Genomic DNA, 14,075 nt, shown 5'->3' with positions numbered 1-14,075 from the left:
CCCCGGCCCAAGCAACAGACCTAAGCACCAGAGGGAGTCGACGATGACAGATGGCGAAGCGTTGAAAGGCATTGAATTCGCCCGCAGTGGCCATGAAGGTTCGCGCCCCCTGTTATTGGATCTCTACCTGCCGGGCGGGTGGGACCACGCCAGTGACCAACGCCTTCCCGCCGTCGTTCATTTTCATGGTGGCGGTTGGCGCGTGGGTGAGCGTTCCTCTTTGGGCCCGGTCTGCGACAAATTCGGCCTAGATCCGTTTGACGTACTCGCAGAAGCCGGATTCGTGGTGGCTTCTGCCGACTACAGGCTCAGCTCCGAGGCGCATTACCCGGCACAACTTCACGACGCCCAGGCTGCAGTGCAGTGGCTGCGCAACAATGCCGGGGAGTACGGAATAGACCCGGCGCGCATCTACGTATGGGGTGACTCTGCCGGCGGGCACCTGGCCAGCCTGGTTGGACTCACGGCCGTGGACGGAGAAGCTGTAGCAGGCGTCGTAGCCTGGTACCCGCCAACGGACTTGCTCCACATGGGGGAGCAGGCGCTGCCCCATGCGGTGGCCCGTGCCAGCGATCCCGGATCCCGCGAGGAGTTGTTGGTGGGTGCAGTACTGGCGGACAACCCGGACCTTGCCGCCGCTGCAAGCCCCATCAGTTACGTTGGCCCGGACGCCCCGCCCTTCCTGCTGATCCACGGAACGGCCGATCGCTTTGTTCCGGCGGCCCAGTCAGAATCGTTGGCGAGTGAACTGGCCAAGGCGGGTGCCGACGTCGAACTTCTCCTCATCGACGGCGCTGACCACATGTGGTCCACCGCGGACGGTGGTTCGGCAGCTGCTGAGAAGGCCCTCGCTGCCACTGTCTCGTTCTTCCGCACGCAAGCCGCGCTCGCATAACCTTTTCCAGATTTCGGCAAGACCAACCAGGGGTTTCCTTGCCGCGCCCTCCTATCGATTACCGCCTTCGGGCGAAGCTGAAAGGCCCATCATGCAGTACATAGGCATTAACCACGACGACGACACTTGGGTGGCGGCCCTCGGCGGAACCAAAGTTTTCCCGCTGGCGTCCGTCACGGACTTCTGGGCCGATGCAGCCCGTTGGCAGGAGAAGGCCCCGGCCATCATTGCTGACGGTGCAGCCGGCAAGGAGCGGACAGAAGTCACTGAGGTCCCGTTGGTTCCAGCGTCGGCCCGGGTGATCTGCGTGGGCCTCAACTACAAAGCGCACGCAGCTGAAGGAAGTTACAAGGACCAGGAGTTGCCGCCGTACCCCACCTTGTTTGGTCGTTGGACGGCGTCGCTGTCCGTTGGCAACGTGCCTGTGCCCGTGCCCGGTGGCGAAGCCGGGCTGGACTGGGAAGGCGAGGTGGCGGCCTACATCGGCAAACGCGTGGAGTCTGCTGACGAGGCGAGCGCGGAGAATGCCGTGTTCGGCTATTCCACGTTCAACGACCTCACTGCCCGCCGCGCCCAGAAGCTCACGTCCCAGTGGACGCTGGGCAAGAACGGTGATTTCAGCGGACCGCTCGGCCCGCTGGTCAGCCGTGACGAGGTGGGCGATCTCCGCGATGGGCTTCAGGTCCGCACCCGCGTGAACGGCACCGAGGTTCAGAATGGGAATACGCGGGACATGATTTTCTCAGTACCGTCCATCATCTCCCTGATCAGCCAGACGTTCACCCTCCACCCCGGAGACGTGATCGCCTCCGGCACGCCCGAGGGTGTGGGATATGCCCGGACGCCCCCATGGCTCCTGCAGTCAGGTGACACGGTGGAGGTCGAGATCGACAAACTTGGCACCCTGGTCACTCCTGTTGGTGAACCGATTCTTCGAGCGAGGGCGTGATGGGTACGCTTCACACGGCCGGACTCGATGACCTGCCGGGCGAGGTTCCTGTACTGATCTCCGGTGGTGGACCCAGCGGCCTGTTCCTGGCGCTCGACCTCGCCCAACGGGGGATACGGAGCCTGGTGATCGAGCCGCGTATTTCCATAGACGTGGACCGTCCCCGCGCCAAGACCACCAATGCCCGCACCATGACCCATCTGCGCCGGATTGGCCTGGCGTCCGCACTGCGGAGTGCAGCGCCGCTCCCAGTGGACTTCGCACAGGACGTCATTTTCTGCTCTTCCCTGACGGGCCGCGAGATCAGGCGATTCCCCAACGCCTTTCAACTGGAAACCGGCAGGTACCAGCCCCAGCCCGAGTGCGGGCAGCAGGTACCGCAGCCTGTGCTGGAGTCCGTGCTCAGGGACGCGGTGGAGGCATCCACGCACGCCACGTTGATGACGGGGCTGCGGGTGAAGTCCTCTTCGAACGTAGCGGGCGGCCAGCAGGTCACCGTGGTTGACGCCGCCGGCCAGTCCCGCACCGTTCGCAGCAGCTTCCTGGCGGGGGCCGACGGCGGTTCGTCTACCGTCCGCCGTGGCCTGGGTATCCGGCTGGAGGGTGGATCTGCAGCGTTATCCAACATCAGCATCCTGTTCCGGTCCACCGAGCTCGCCAGCACCATCACTTTGGATCCTGCTGTTCAGTACTGGGTCCTTGGCCCCGGAACGGCCGGCATGGTGGGGCGGATGAACCTGGATCAGACCTGGTGGGCCATCGTTCAAGGTGTTGACGCCAACGCTGAAGGTCTGGACCCGGTGGCCATGGTTCGGTCTTTAGTAGGTGCGGACATTGACGTTGACGTGATCGCAACAGATCCATGGACGGCCCGCATGCTCCTTGCGCCTTCCTATGGTGAAGACGGGGTGTTCCTGGTGGGCGACGCTGCCCATCAGAATCCGCCCTGGGGTGGGCACGGCTTCAATACGTGCATCGGCGACGCCGCGAATCTGGCGTGGAAGATCGCAGCTGCCCTTGAGGGGTGGGCCGGCCCGGAACTCTTGGCGAGCTATGGCCTTGAGCGGCGCCCCGTCGCCGAACGAACCATCAACGATGCCGCAGCCAACGGCAAGGCACTCGCCTACCACTTTGCCGAGCCAGCACTGGAAGCCCAAGGGTCCGACGGCGACGCCGCCAGGGCCAGTGCCAAGGAAGCCCTCGGAGTGAAGCAGAGCGAATTCGACTCATTGGGCTTGGTGCTCGGCTACAGCTACGCCGGGACGCCGTTGGTTGTCCCGGATGGATCTCCAATACCGGTGGAGGATCCCATTCGTTACACTCCATCAGCCAGCCCTGGCGCCGTCCTTCCGCACGCGTGGCTGGACGACTCCACCTCGCTCTACGACGTCCTGGGGCAAGGTTTCACGCTGCTCGTCGACGCGCTATCCGTGGTGGGATCCGCCGTCGAAGATGTTTACGCACCCGTGCTGGCCGCAGCGGACGACCGGGGCGTTCCGGTGACCGTGACCGCCGTCGGTCCAGACCGTCGGGGAATCCCGATGGCAGAACACTGGGCCGCCGACGCCGTCCTGGTCCGCCCCGATCAGCACGTGGCATGGCGGGGTTCCTCCGCTGAAGCCGCAGCCGGCGCCCTCAGCGTGGCCGCAGGGTGGGTCCATCACAACGATTCGCACAACACCAAGGAGATTGCACATGCCGACGCCGTCATTTCGTGACTACCTCTTTGCCCCGGAAGACCCGCGCGTAGCAAAACTACGTGGCCTGGACGCGCGCTCCTACGCGGAAGCAGCCAAGGACGACTCTTTTGCCGGACCCATGATCGAGGGGTGGAAAAAGCTCTACCCGAAGCCTTTTGTGGGTGTCACCAGTGACGGAACCATCCGTGAAGGCCTGTATCCGCTGAGCCACGCTTCGCCGGGCGAGGAAGCGCCGACGTCGGACATGGTCACCGCAGCTGAAAAGTTGCTGGCCCTGCTGACCACTGATCAGCGCGAACGCCTCAGCTACGCCGTGGACGCCATCCAATGGCAAAGCTGGGCCAATCCCGAATTCATGCAGCACGACACCGGGCTGCGCCTGGACGAGGTGGATCCCGCCGTGCGGGACGCCATGCTGGCCGTTGTGGAGGCCAGCCTCAGTCCCGAGGGGTATGCGTTGGCGCGAAGCCTCATGCGGATCAACGGCTTCCTGGGTGAACTGGTGGAGTTGCCGCTGCTTATGAACGAGTTCAGCTACAACGTGGCGCTCTTTGGCACCCCCTCAGAGACGGAGCCGTGGGGCTGGCAGCTGTTCGGCCATCACGTCGCCTTGAACTGCCTGGTGGCTGGAAGTCAGCTGGTCATCTCACCGGTCTTCCTGGGGGCGGAGCCGGACGTGATCGACGACGGCCCGCACCGGGGCGTCAAGGTCTTCAAGGAGCGCATCCAGTGGGCCCGTGAGCTCATGGCCGCGCTGCCGGTGGACCTGCGCGCCGATGCCGTGGTCTTTGAACAGATGCAGGACCCCGCCATGCCTGAGGGCCGGCTGCACCCAGGAGACGAACGGCACCTTGCGGGCTGTTTCCAGGACAACCGCGTCATTCCCTACGAGGGCATCCCGGTGACGTCGATGCCCGCCGCGGCCACAGCCCTGCTGGACCGGATGGTGGAAGACTCCATTGCCTACCTCCCGGCCGGCCCACGTGCGGCACGCCTCAGGGAAATCCGGGAACTGTATTCTGAGACGTTCTTCTCATGGATCGGGGGCTGGGAAGGTGACGAGGCGTTCTACTTCCGCGTCCAGAGCCCCGTGGTGATCCTGGAACTGGACCACCACACCGGTGTCTTCCTCGACAACCATCACCCCGCACCGTTCCACATGCACACCGTGGTCCGTACCCCCAACGGCAACGACTACGGCCGGGCGCTGGTCCGGCAGGCCGCATCCCGCGTGGATTGATTTCAGGCCCGGCTATGTAACGCGGTCGGCCACACTGAAGAAGGCCCGGATCCCTGCAGGGGATCCGGGCCTTTCAGCGGTCGAACTTAGATATCAAGCGCAATACGACGCTGCGGAGGAGGACCAACCACGGTCAGGTCCATTTCCGCCTGGGCGCGGCCAAAGCCTTCCATGTCCATGTAGGGCTCGCCACCCTCGGTATAGATGTAGTCCTCAGTGGGCTTGTTGAAGTACTCGAAGAAGCCGTTGAACACCGACGGTGTCAGGAACCCCACCATTTGGGTGTTGTGGGCATCGAACGCAAACGAGTGGACGGTGCCGGCCGGGGCGTGGACAAAGTCGCCCTTGGTCAGCAGCATTTCGCGCCCGTTGGCGTACAGCCACATGCGCCCCTCCGTGCAGAGGAAGTTCTCTGTGTGCTCCGAGTGGAAGTGCAGCGGAATGTACGGTGACTTGGCGCCCTTGGTGTGCACCGCGAAGTAGTTCTCACCCGTATTCTGCGGCCGTGAGAGGTAGGAAAACATGGTCTGGTAGCTGACCAGTCGTTCGCCTTCCCCGGCACTGAGGAAGTAGGGACTAAGCGACGCCGGCAATCCTGCGTTTTGCTGCAACTTCGGGGCCACACGCTCCACGTCAGGGAACGTGATGCCGAATTCTGCGCCCACCTCCGCGAGCTCCCGGGCACTGGGCTGATGGCCCGGACGCACCGGAGGAACGTGGGAGTCGATGGGTGTGCCAACGCGCTCGTAGTAAGCCTTCGCCCCGCCGGGAGTCATCCAATTCAGGAAGCGGGTGTAGTGGCTGGCCATGCGGTATGCGTGCGGGGTCCCCGGAGGAATGACAACAGAGTCGCCCGGGGTCAGGATGCGGCTTTCTCCGGGCAACCAGACATGGAGGATGCCGTCAAAAACGTACAGCGTTTTGTGTTCGATCGCGTGGGTTACGAAGGGAGATTCAGCTCCCATGCCTCCTGAGATGTAGGCGGCGCTGAAAATTCCGCCCGTGTCGGCAGCCCGGGCGATGACGGTGATCAGCTGTCCATTGAGCTCATACCGGGCACCTTCGCCGGAGGCCATGTAGTAGGGGACGGCTTCGCCCGGCAACGTGTTGGCCAGGGGGAGTGTTTTGTTAATTTCCTCGACGCTGAGGGACATGTGCTTCCTTCTTTCCTTCGTCGGCATAAGTACCTTGTACAAGCTTTGCTCATCGGCTGAGGGCCGTGGCGGGTGATTTCACTCAATGAAAGCTGAGCTCTGCGGGCGAGCTTTTTCTGATGTAGTGACCTGGGCCCACCACTTCGTCGTCCGATCCGGGAATCCGGAGGACGGCTTCGCTGCCGTCAGGCACTGTGGCTGTGACCTCCACCCGGCCCTCAACCATGTCCCAGCGCACCGAAGCCAATCCCAGCGGTGTTTCCAGTGTGGTTTCTGCCCAGTCGAGTCCGCCACCGGGCTGCGGTGCCATCAGGATGCGGCTGTAACCGGGATCCAGTGGGGCCAGTCCGCCAATGGTCCGGTGCATCCAGTCCACCACGGCGCCCAGCGCGTAGTGGTTGAAGCTGGTCATTTCACCAGGGTTGATGGTGCCGTCCGGAAGCATGGAATCCCAACGTTCCCAGATGGTGGTGGCTCCCATTGACACGGAATACAGCCAGGATGGGTTTTCGGTTTGGAGCAGCAAGCGGTACGCCGCGTCCAGGTGTCCTGTCTCCGTGAGTGCATCCGTGACGAACGGTGTGCCGGCAAAGCCGGTGGAGATGCGGTAACCCGATTTTTCCACCAGTTCGGCCAGCCGGTGACCGGCAAACTCGCGGTCGGCCTCTTTGAGGATTCCGAAGACGATCGCCAAGGCGTAGACGGTAGTGCAGTCGCTGGTAATCACGCTTTCGGAAACGTAGTGTTCGGTGAACGCTGCCTGCAGCTCGTGTGCCATGGTTCCGAACTCGGCCGATGCCCCCGCATCTCCCAGGACGTCAGCGGCAGCCGCCACCAAGGACGCTGTACGGAACGCACACAGTGTCGCCACCACATGCTTGTCGGCCTTGGCCGCCCATGGCTGGTCCGGCGCGGCGTCGGGGTCGAGCCAGTCCCCAAACTGGAACCCCGTATCCCACAGGCCGTTGGGTGAAAGCTTGCTGCGAAGGCGCCGGGCGTGGCCGGTCATTGATTCGAATTGCTCTTCGAGCACCCGCCGATCACCGTAGGCCCGCCACAAAGCCCAGGGAACCCAGACCGCTGCGTCGCTCCATACCGCCGCAGTGTCCGGAGCGCCGAACTCGGCTGGCTGCTCGATGTACTTGAGGACGTTGGGCACCACAAACGGCACCAGCTCGTCATTATGGTTCTGCTCCAGGGCAAGGTCACGCAGCCAGTCGCGGAGGAAGTCCCGGCTGTCGAACAGGAACGCGGCACTGGGCGCGAACGCCGAAAGGTCACCGGTCCAGCCGAGGCGTTCGTCCCGCTGAGGGCAGTCCGTAGGGACGTCCACGAAGTTGCCGCGCATACCCCACACTGCGTTTTCGTGCAGGCGGTTCAGCAACGGGTTTGACGTCTGGAAGGTTCCGATCCGCTTCATGTCCGAACTGATCGCGACGGCGGTCAGGCCGCCATGCTCGCGAAGGGCATCGGGGCCGCCGGGCCACCCGTCAACTTCGGCGTAGCGGAAGCCGTGGAATGTGAGTGTCGGCTCGAAGGTGTCGCTTCCTCCGGAGAGGGTGAACCGGTCTGTCGCTTCTGCCGAGCGCAGCGGGCGGGTACCCAGCTCGTTCTCTTCCAGCACTTCGGCGTGGCGGACCGTTACTACCTGACCGGATGTCCCGGTCAGCGTGGCCCGTACCCAGCCCACCAGGTTCTGGCCGAAGTCCACCAAAACCTTTCCTGCCGGCGACGTCCATACCTTCACTGGTTGCAGTTCCATCTGGCGGCGGACGGGAGGTCCGATGTAAGGCTCAAGGCGGCTGAGGTCGTCGTCGAGCACTCTGGCGGCAGACCATTCGGAGGAGGCGAAGCCGGGGGACAGCCACGCGTCGTCGAAACGCCGGGCATCAATGGACTGGCCATCATAGAGATCATTGGCGGTGGTGGCCGACGGGCCGGCCGTCCACGAGGCATCCGTTCCGACGACTTGCTCATGACCATCCGCGAAACGGATCCGGAGTTCAGCGAACCCGCCGAGTTCCTCACCGTAGTACTTGGAACCCCCCGACCACGCCAGCCGCCCCCGGTACCAGCCGTTTCCGAGCGCAAGCCCAACCACCGTCGTCGTACTGACCAGTTCGGTGACGTCGAGTTCGCTGTACCGGACACGCCATTCATAGCTGGACCAGCCCGGAGTAAGGAGGTCCTCGGACGTCCGCTGACCGTTGACCCAAGCCTCCACCACCCCCAGCGCGGACAGGAAGAGGGTGGCGGACTCCACGTCGCCGTGGCCTTCGTCCAGCTGGAACTCGCCGCGGAGCAGTGGTGCGTCGTCGAAGTCCTTGTCCGAAGCGATCATGCGGGCGTGCCAAGTGGTCATGTGTGATCTCCAGTATCGGTAGTGGGGGAGTCCGGGTCAGGCAGGTTGGTTGACGAGGTCCAGTGCCGCGCCGTTGACCTGCGCTACGCCTCCCAGCCAGTATGCGCTGGGTTTGGGAGTGCGTTCCTGGGTCTGACGGTCCACGGCGATCAGTCCGAACTTGGGGACGTAGCCGAACACCCACTCAAAGTTGTCGAAGGCTGTCCAGGCGATATAGCCGCGGACGTCAATTCCGTCAGCCAGGCAGGAAGCCACGCCGGTCACTGCGGTGCGAAGGTAGTCCAGGCGCTGGGTGTCATCCTCGGTGGCGAGGCCATTCTCGGTGACGATGACCGGGATCTGCGCAATACGGGCAGCCTCGCGGATGGTCGCTTCCAGTCCCTCAGGGTAGATTTCCTCTCCCATTTGGTTGGTGGGAACGCCATCTTCAGCGTGGACAAGTCCATCTGCGCCGAACACCGTCCGGCCGTACGTCTGGATTCCCACAAAGTCGTCTCCCCGGGAGGCTTCAAGGAAGCGCTCGTTAACCTCGCGGCGAATGCGGTCTGCGTTGGCTTCTCCGCCGGAGGCGGCATGAATGTCCGTGTTGGCCAGGGTCCAGCCGACCATCAGGTCCGGATAGCGGGCCTTGATGGCATCGCGCCCGGCCTGGTGCGCTGCGAGCTTCACATCGAAGCCCGCCTTGGAGACGGTGAACTGGAACGGGGCCACCCGGGCCGCCTCAATGTTGAGGCGCTCTGCGGCCGCCGCCCAGATGGGCACCTCGCCGCGGCTTTCGGCAGGTCCGCCGCCGATGCCGATTTCCTTGAGCAGCCACGGAAGGTTGGGCTCATTGAGCGTGCACGCGACGCCGATGAGGTCGCCAAGGTGTTCAGTGGCGTGATCGCAGAAACGGGCGAAACGTTCAGGGGTCGCTGAATCTTCCCAGCCACCGGCGGCCAGCAGCCACAGCGGGGAGGTGAAGTGGTGGAAGGTGACCACCGGTGTTAATCCGTGCTCGTGGCAAGTTTCCAGGACGCGGCGGTAATGGTTGAGTGCTGCCGTCGAGAACTGACCTTCAACCGGCTCAATCCGTGCCCACTCCAAGGAGAAGCGGTACGTGGTAAACCCCAGGCTGGCGATGAGCGCGATGTCCTCGCGATACCGGTGATAGTGGTCAATGGCGTCACCGGAGGGTTCGGCGAAGATGGTGCCGGGCAGCTGCTCCAGCAGCCAGGTGTCGCTGTTGACGTTGTTCCCTTCCACTTGGTGTGCGGCGGTTGCGACTCCCCAGAGGAAGTCGTCGGGGAAGGACTGGGAGGTGGTCATTGTTGTTTCCTTTTCCATGCCCGCTTGCTAGCGGACACCCTTGATGAATGTGACGGTGACGCTTCCCAGGGCGCACAGCGCGGCGGCTGCGAACCAGAGGAAGCCATAGTTGTGGCCGCTGCCGATGGCGAGGATCGCGGGGGCGGCTGCGGGAACGATGATGTTGGGGATGCTGAGGGCGAGGCTGAAGACCGCCATGTCCTTACCGGTGTCCTTGGCGTCAGGGAGGACCGCGGCGCACAAGGCAAGATCCACGGTGAGGTACATGGCCTGGCCCATGGCGAACACGATCCACGCCACCACGAACTGTTCGAACGAGGTTGCCGTTGCGCCGATGACCAGGGCACTGGCCATCAGCAACGCGGCGGCGATGACGAACGGTTTGCGGCGGCCGATCTTGTCAGAAAGCCAACCCGATACGGTGAAGAAGAGGATGCTGACAGGTGCCGAGATGAGGGTCAGCAGACCCGCGCTCTTCCCGGCCTCGGCAATCGGCATACCCAGCCCGTCCATGAGGAAGAAGATGAAGTAGGCGAACAGGGCCGTCATGGCAATGCCTGCCAGGAATCGTGAGGCCCATGCCCAGGCGAAGTTGGGGTGTTTTCGGGGGTCAACCAGGAACGTTTTCGCCAAGCCCTTGAGGTCCAGGGGCGGGAGTTCGGCGCGTGTCTTTGCGGGGTCCTTGTACATCACCAGGAGCGGGATGCTGCAGATGAGTGCCAGCAGGACCGGGACGCACATCATGAGCAGCGGGGCGGCCACCAGCCACGCGGCGATGTACGAACCAGCGGACATTGCCAGTGCACCGGCCATGCCCATGGCTCCCATGACACGCGCCCTCTTGTTGTCCGGCAGCGCCTCGATGGGAATGACCGCGTAAGCGTTGAACGCAGCCTGGGCAGACACCAGTGCAACCACGTACGCCGCGACAATCACGGGTGTGGAGGGCACTGTGCCAATGACGGCAGCGGCAAGCAGTGCAGGGACCAGCCCGCCGATGATCCACGGGCGACGCCGGCCGAAGCGGCCTGCCGTACGGTCGGACAGGGCGCCAGTCAGCGGGATGGTGACGAGCAAGAGCAGTGAACTGATGGAGACCGCCATGCCGTAGCTCGTCTCCTTGGCGGCCGGATCAACTGCGGCCAGGCGCAGCGAGATAGCCGTACCCAGAGTCAGGCTCATGATGTACATGCCCAAAGCGGCGATGAGTACCAGGGCCATGGTCTTTTTGGTGGACGGCTGCTGCGGTGCCGCACCTGAAGGCACTGCGCTCGACGGCGGTGTGGCGGCTTCCGTGCCGGCGCCGGCGTCCAGTGTTGCTCGCCCGGCAGGTTCCAGGACCTGTGCCTGCGTTGTTGGGTCACCCATGGGAATCCTCCTTTGGACCAGAGCCACCGTTGGCTCTTAATGACAGGTGATGCGGGCCGTGGTGAAGTCCCGGCCCTTGATGTCTCCTGCAAAGGTATCCAAACTTTGACCACATTGGAACACTTTCACAAAGATTTCTTTACCGGAGTGGAAAAGAAACTTGATAGCCTCGTCCGAAGGAGGTCTCACATGGATCAGGAAACCAGCACTCAGCCCAGTCGCACACCGGGCCGGACGGGCAAGCGTGCTCCCTACGCGAACGGGGCAAAAAAGCGGGCTGAGCTGGTGGAAGCTGCTTTTCAGGTGTTCGCCGAAAAGGGGTACCTCGGCCTGTCCATCCGGCAGATTGCCGAAGCCGTAGGAACCAGTCACACCGCTCTCCTCCATCACTTCGGGAGCAAGGAAGCGCTGCTCGAGGCCGTGTTGGTCTTGCGCGAAGAGCGGGAAGGGCCATGGCGCACCGAACTCATCAGCGAACGTGGCCTCCTGGAAACCGTGCCCGCAGTCATGCGGCACAATGCCGGGATCCGTGGCGTGATCCACCTCGACGCAACGCTGCGCGCGGAAGCCATCAGCCCCGATCACCCCGCCCATGCCTTCCAGCTCCGGCGGAACCAGGACTTCGTGGCCTCAGTGGAGGCCGAACTCGAACGTGAACTTGCGGCGGGCCGGCTGCGCGAAGGCCTCTCGCCACGCGTTGTAGCCCGCCAGATCACCGCGCTGGTGGATGGAATCCAATTGAGCTGGCTCTATGACGAATCGGTGGACATGGCCGAACATCTCCAAGGCTTCATGGATCTGATAAAAAACCCCTGACAGCGGGTCCACCTTCCGTAGCGCAGGCCTCTACCCAGGAGGACAATGCGGTTCATGGCAGATCAAATTGGCAATGAAAACGTGGTCAAGCGGCTGATCGACTGCATCAACGAGCGCCGTATTGACGTCATGGATGAGCTGTTCCATGATGACGCGGTGATGCACTGGCCGCAGTCCGGGGAAGTTGTGCGCGGCGCTGGGAATCGCCGGGGTATTTACAACGCTTTTCCGCAGTTGCCCACCATCACGCCGCACCGACTGCTCAGCGGCGGGGATCTTGTGGTGGCAGAGGCGCTGCTGGACTACGACGGCCCTCAGTACCAGACGGTCTTCATCTTCGAGTTCCGGGACGGCAGGATTGCCAAGGAGACGGCGTACTGGAGCGAATCCTTCCAAGCTCCGGAGTGGCGCGCCGAGTGGGTGGAGATCAGCGGCAGCTAGTCCCGTTCGACTGCGGCTATCGCGCTGATTTCCACCAGCGCGCCCGGCACCCCCAGCCCTGCCACGAAGGCGGCGGTCACCAGGGGTGGCTCCTCTGATGCCAGCTTGGAGGCAATCGCCCCGTATCCGGCAGCGAGGTCGGCGCCCTGGACGAAGAGCACATTCCACTGGACCACATCGCCTAATGCGGCACCTGCGGCTTCCAGCGCGGTCTTCGCGTTGTCGAGTGCCCGGGCAGATTGGGCGGCCGCGTCGCCCTCGCCCACCAGTACCCCGCTGGCATCGACAGCGTTTTGGCCGCCAACGTAGATGGTAGTGGCGCCGGGCGGGACAACGGCGACATGACTGAAAGCAGGGCTGGAAACCAGCCCTTTCGGGCGGATGCGCTGTATGGGTGCCATGACTGTATGGTCCCACTGACCTGCCGCTGCCAACAGGGGAGCCGGCTACTCGGCCGAGGGCCGGCGTCGTTGTTGTTTGGTTACCGATCTGTGTTCCTTCGCCACCCGGTGGCGCCGGGCGGAGCCCCGGGTCGGCTTGGACGGGCGGCGGACACTTTCCGGGACCAGTGCATGGGTGATGAGCTTGGCCAGCTTGGCCAAGGCAAGCTCCCGATTACGTAGTTGGGACCTCTCCTCCGAGGCTGTGACTGTGATGACTCCGGCCACGAGTTTTGGTCCCAGGCGCCTCAGCAGCAGCAACCGCTGTTCCTCCGTCACTGCGGAAGAACCGGCGACATTCCACAACAACTCTGCGCGGCTGTCCGTGGTGTTGACGTGCTGTCCGCCCGGACCCGACGAGCGCGAAAACCGCCAGCCAAGTTCCGACGCAGGAATCGTCAGCGAAGGCGGGATTTCAAGGTCCATGGAACAAGCCTTGCACGTGCCTGACCCACGGTGGAGCACCCCGGCGCCGACATTCTCAGACACGTTTTTATGAATTAGGTAAGGCTAAGCTAATCTTTCATTTTGTGATTGAACTGAACGAACTCTCCGGGCTTGAAGCCACCGACCTCGTCCTCCGTTATGGGGACAAGGACGTGGTGCACGGTGCCGGGCTTCGCCTCGAACCGGGCCGCATCGTAGCCCTGGTGGGTCCGAACGGCAGCGGCAAGTCCACACTGTTGCGGGCTCTGGCCCGGCTGCACGAGGCAACCTCCGGTACCGTGACCGTCCGCCCTGCAGACGGCGAAGCAAGCGATGCCCTCATGATGAAGCGAAGCGACTTTGCGCGTCACGTGACTTTGCTCTCGCAGAGCCGGCCAGTACCTCATGGCCTGAGCGTTCGTGACGTGGTCGAGTTCGGCCGCCATCCTTACCGTGGACGGTGGCGGGCTGCCGATCCCGAGGGTCCTGCCGCCGTCGATCGCGCCATGCAGCTGACGGGCGTTGCTGAGTTGGGAAGCCGCGGCGTTCACGAACTGTCGGGCGGCCAACTGCAACGCGTGTGGTTGGCAAGCTGCCTCGCCCAAGACACTTCGGTGCTCCTGCTCGATGAGCCAACCAACCACCTGGATCTGCGCTACAAGGTGGAGATCTTCGATCTTGTGCACGATCTCGCGCGTGTTCACGGTGTGGCCATCGGCGTTGTACTGCACGACCTCGATGAGGCAGCCGCTCTGGCCGATCACGTGGTGGTCCTGTCCGCAGGCCGTATCGCTGCCGCAGGGCCAGCGCACGAGGCCCTCGATGCTGAGCTCCTGACTGAGGTTTACTCAATCCCCATCGTCACCCACACCGACCCCCTGACCGGCAGGCTGCGCACCCGCGCCGTCGGACGGCACAGCAATAACCAGTAACCACAGCATCACCCCAACGAGTCAACCCTCACATATGAAAGGGA

13 protein-coding genes are annotated in these 14,075 nt (G+C 63.5%); 7 read left to right on the top strand and 6 right to left on the bottom strand.

Translation table 11 applies throughout. The features are described 5' to 3' along the window. Positions 1–43 precede the first annotated feature (43 nt). The 4 genes from BLW08_RS08140 (at position 44) to BLW08_RS08125 (ending at position 4,784) form a co-directional block, all read left to right on the top strand. Positions 44–895: an alpha/beta hydrolase gene (locus tag BLW08_RS08140; RefSeq protein WP_091324313.1), complete on the top strand. Its 852-nt coding sequence runs from the start codon at positions 44–46 to the stop codon at positions 893–895. Between the two features lie 91 nt (positions 896–986). Further along, positions 987–1,844 (top strand): fumarylacetoacetate hydrolase family protein, encoded by an 858-nt coding sequence (locus BLW08_RS08135; protein ID WP_091324311.1) that lies wholly within the window; start codon positions 987–989, stop codon positions 1,842–1,844. Continuing rightward, positions 1,844–3,562 carry an FAD-dependent monooxygenase gene (locus tag BLW08_RS08130; protein WP_091324309.1) on the top strand — a complete coding sequence of 573 codons (1,719 nt, stop codon included), beginning with the start codon at positions 1,844–1,846 and terminating at the stop codon, positions 3,560–3,562. Before BLW08_RS08135 ends, BLW08_RS08130 begins: the two co-directional genes overlap by 1 nt. After that, entirely contained in the window at positions 3,540–4,784 is a 1,245-nt protein-coding gene (locus tag BLW08_RS08125) for a DUF3500 domain-containing protein (RefSeq protein WP_090821161.1), read from the top strand. Before BLW08_RS08130 ends, BLW08_RS08125 begins: the two co-directional genes overlap by 23 nt. Before the next feature lie 86 nt (positions 4,785–4,870). Here the strand turns inward: BLW08_RS08125 and BLW08_RS08120 are convergent, their stop codons facing one another. The 4 genes from BLW08_RS08120 to BLW08_RS08105 all read right to left on the bottom strand — a co-directional run bounded on the left by BLW08_RS08120 (position 4,871) and on the right by BLW08_RS08105 (position 10,976). Then, a complete protein-coding gene (locus BLW08_RS08120) occupies positions 4,871–5,938 on the bottom strand; it encodes a quercetin 2,3-dioxygenase (protein WP_091324308.1) in 1,068 nt (355 codons plus the stop codon). Between the two features lie 82 nt (positions 5,939–6,020). Beyond that, positions 6,021–8,300, bottom strand: coding sequence for an alpha-L-rhamnosidase (locus BLW08_RS08115; RefSeq protein WP_091324306.1), 2,280 nt, complete (start codon positions 8,298–8,300; stop codon positions 6,021–6,023). A 36-nt stretch (positions 8,301–8,336) separates the two neighbouring features. Next, positions 8,337–9,608 (bottom strand): glycoside hydrolase family 1 protein, encoded by a 1,272-nt coding sequence (locus BLW08_RS08110; RefSeq protein WP_091324304.1) that lies wholly within the window; start codon positions 9,606–9,608, stop codon positions 8,337–8,339. A 27-nt stretch (positions 9,609–9,635) separates the two neighbouring features. Further along, complete coding sequence (locus BLW08_RS08105) at positions 9,636–10,976, bottom strand: MFS transporter (protein ID WP_091324303.1); 1,341 nt, start codon at positions 10,974–10,976, stop codon at positions 9,636–9,638. A 189-nt stretch (positions 10,977–11,165) separates the two neighbouring features. Between BLW08_RS08105 and BLW08_RS08100 the strand changes: the two genes are divergently transcribed. Then, positions 11,166–11,792 carry a TetR/AcrR family transcriptional regulator gene (locus BLW08_RS08100; RefSeq protein ID WP_091324301.1) on the top strand — a complete coding sequence of 209 codons (627 nt, stop codon included), beginning with the start codon at positions 11,166–11,168 and terminating at the stop codon, positions 11,790–11,792. Between the two features lie 54 nt (positions 11,793–11,846). Continuing rightward, positions 11,847–12,233, top strand: a complete 387-nt coding sequence (locus BLW08_RS08095; protein ID WP_254779773.1) for a nuclear transport factor 2 family protein — start codon at positions 11,847–11,849, stop codon at positions 12,231–12,233. On the opposite strand, the gene BLW08_RS08090 is transcribed toward BLW08_RS08095, so the two are convergent. Both BLW08_RS08090 and arfB read right to left on the bottom strand, forming a co-directional pair. After that, positions 12,230–12,634, bottom strand: a complete 405-nt coding sequence (locus BLW08_RS08090; protein ID WP_090821174.1) for a RidA family protein — start codon at positions 12,632–12,634, stop codon at positions 12,230–12,232. The genes BLW08_RS08095 and BLW08_RS08090 overlap by 4 nt on opposite strands. Positions 12,635–12,679: 45 nt before the next feature. Next, the gene (arfB, locus tag BLW08_RS08085; protein WP_091324299.1) at positions 12,680–13,099 is read right to left on the bottom strand and encodes an alternative ribosome rescue aminoacyl-tRNA hydrolase ArfB; all 420 of its coding nucleotides are present in this window, start codon (positions 13,097–13,099) and stop codon (positions 12,680–12,682) included. Positions 13,100–13,203: 104 nt separating this feature from the next. On the opposite strand from arfB, the gene BLW08_RS08080 reads away from it, so the two are divergent. Continuing rightward, positions 13,204–14,031 (top strand): ABC transporter ATP-binding protein, encoded by an 828-nt coding sequence (locus tag BLW08_RS08080; protein WP_091324298.1) that lies wholly within the window; start codon positions 13,204–13,206, stop codon positions 14,029–14,031. Positions 14,032–14,075: the final 44 nt, after the last annotated feature.

It is taken from the genome of Arthrobacter sp. cf158 (assembly GCF_900106835.1).
Classification (GTDB): Bacteria; Actinomycetota; Actinomycetes; order Actinomycetales; family Micrococcaceae; genus Arthrobacter.
Note: the sequence above shows the minus strand (reverse complement) of the source record. Positions and strands in the feature narration are given on the sequence as shown.

What these genes read in the sequence shown, in the direction of transcription:
- BLW08_RS08095 (WP_254779773.1), top strand. Translation starts at nt 11,847, where the DNA reads ATGGCAGATCAAATTGGCAATGAAAACGTGGTCAAGCGGCTGATCGAC.
- BLW08_RS08100 (WP_091324301.1), top strand. Translation starts at nt 11,166, where the DNA reads ATGGATCAGGAAACCAGCACTCAGCCCAGTCGCACACCGGGCCGGACG.
- arfB (WP_091324299.1), bottom strand. Translation starts at nt 13,099, where the DNA reads ATGGACCTTGAAATCCCGCCTTCGCTGACGATTCCTGCGTCGGAACTT.
- BLW08_RS08140 (WP_091324313.1), top strand. Translation starts at nt 44, where the DNA reads ATGACAGATGGCGAAGCGTTGAAAGGCATTGAATTCGCCCGCAGTGGC.
- BLW08_RS08115 (WP_091324306.1), bottom strand. Translation starts at nt 8,300, where the DNA reads ATGACCACTTGGCACGCCCGCATGATCGCTTCGGACAAGGACTTCGAC.
- BLW08_RS08125 (WP_090821161.1), top strand. Translation starts at nt 3,540, where the DNA reads ATGCCGACGCCGTCATTTCGTGACTACCTCTTTGCCCCGGAAGACCCG.
- BLW08_RS08130 (WP_091324309.1), top strand. Translation starts at nt 1,844, where the DNA reads ATGGGTACGCTTCACACGGCCGGACTCGATGACCTGCCGGGCGAGGTT.
- BLW08_RS08135 (WP_091324311.1), top strand. Translation starts at nt 987, where the DNA reads ATGCAGTACATAGGCATTAACCACGACGACGACACTTGGGTGGCGGCC.
- BLW08_RS08105 (WP_091324303.1), bottom strand. Translation starts at nt 10,976, where the DNA reads ATGGGTGACCCAACAACGCAGGCACAGGTCCTGGAACCTGCCGGGCGA.
- BLW08_RS08090 (WP_090821174.1), bottom strand. Translation starts at nt 12,634, where the DNA reads ATGGCACCCATACAGCGCATCCGCCCGAAAGGGCTGGTTTCCAGCCCT.
- BLW08_RS08110 (WP_091324304.1), bottom strand. Translation starts at nt 9,608, where the DNA reads ATGACCACCTCCCAGTCCTTCCCCGACGACTTCCTCTGGGGAGTCGCA.
- BLW08_RS08120 (WP_091324308.1), bottom strand. Translation starts at nt 5,938, where the DNA reads ATGTCCCTCAGCGTCGAGGAAATTAACAAAACACTCCCCCTGGCCAAC.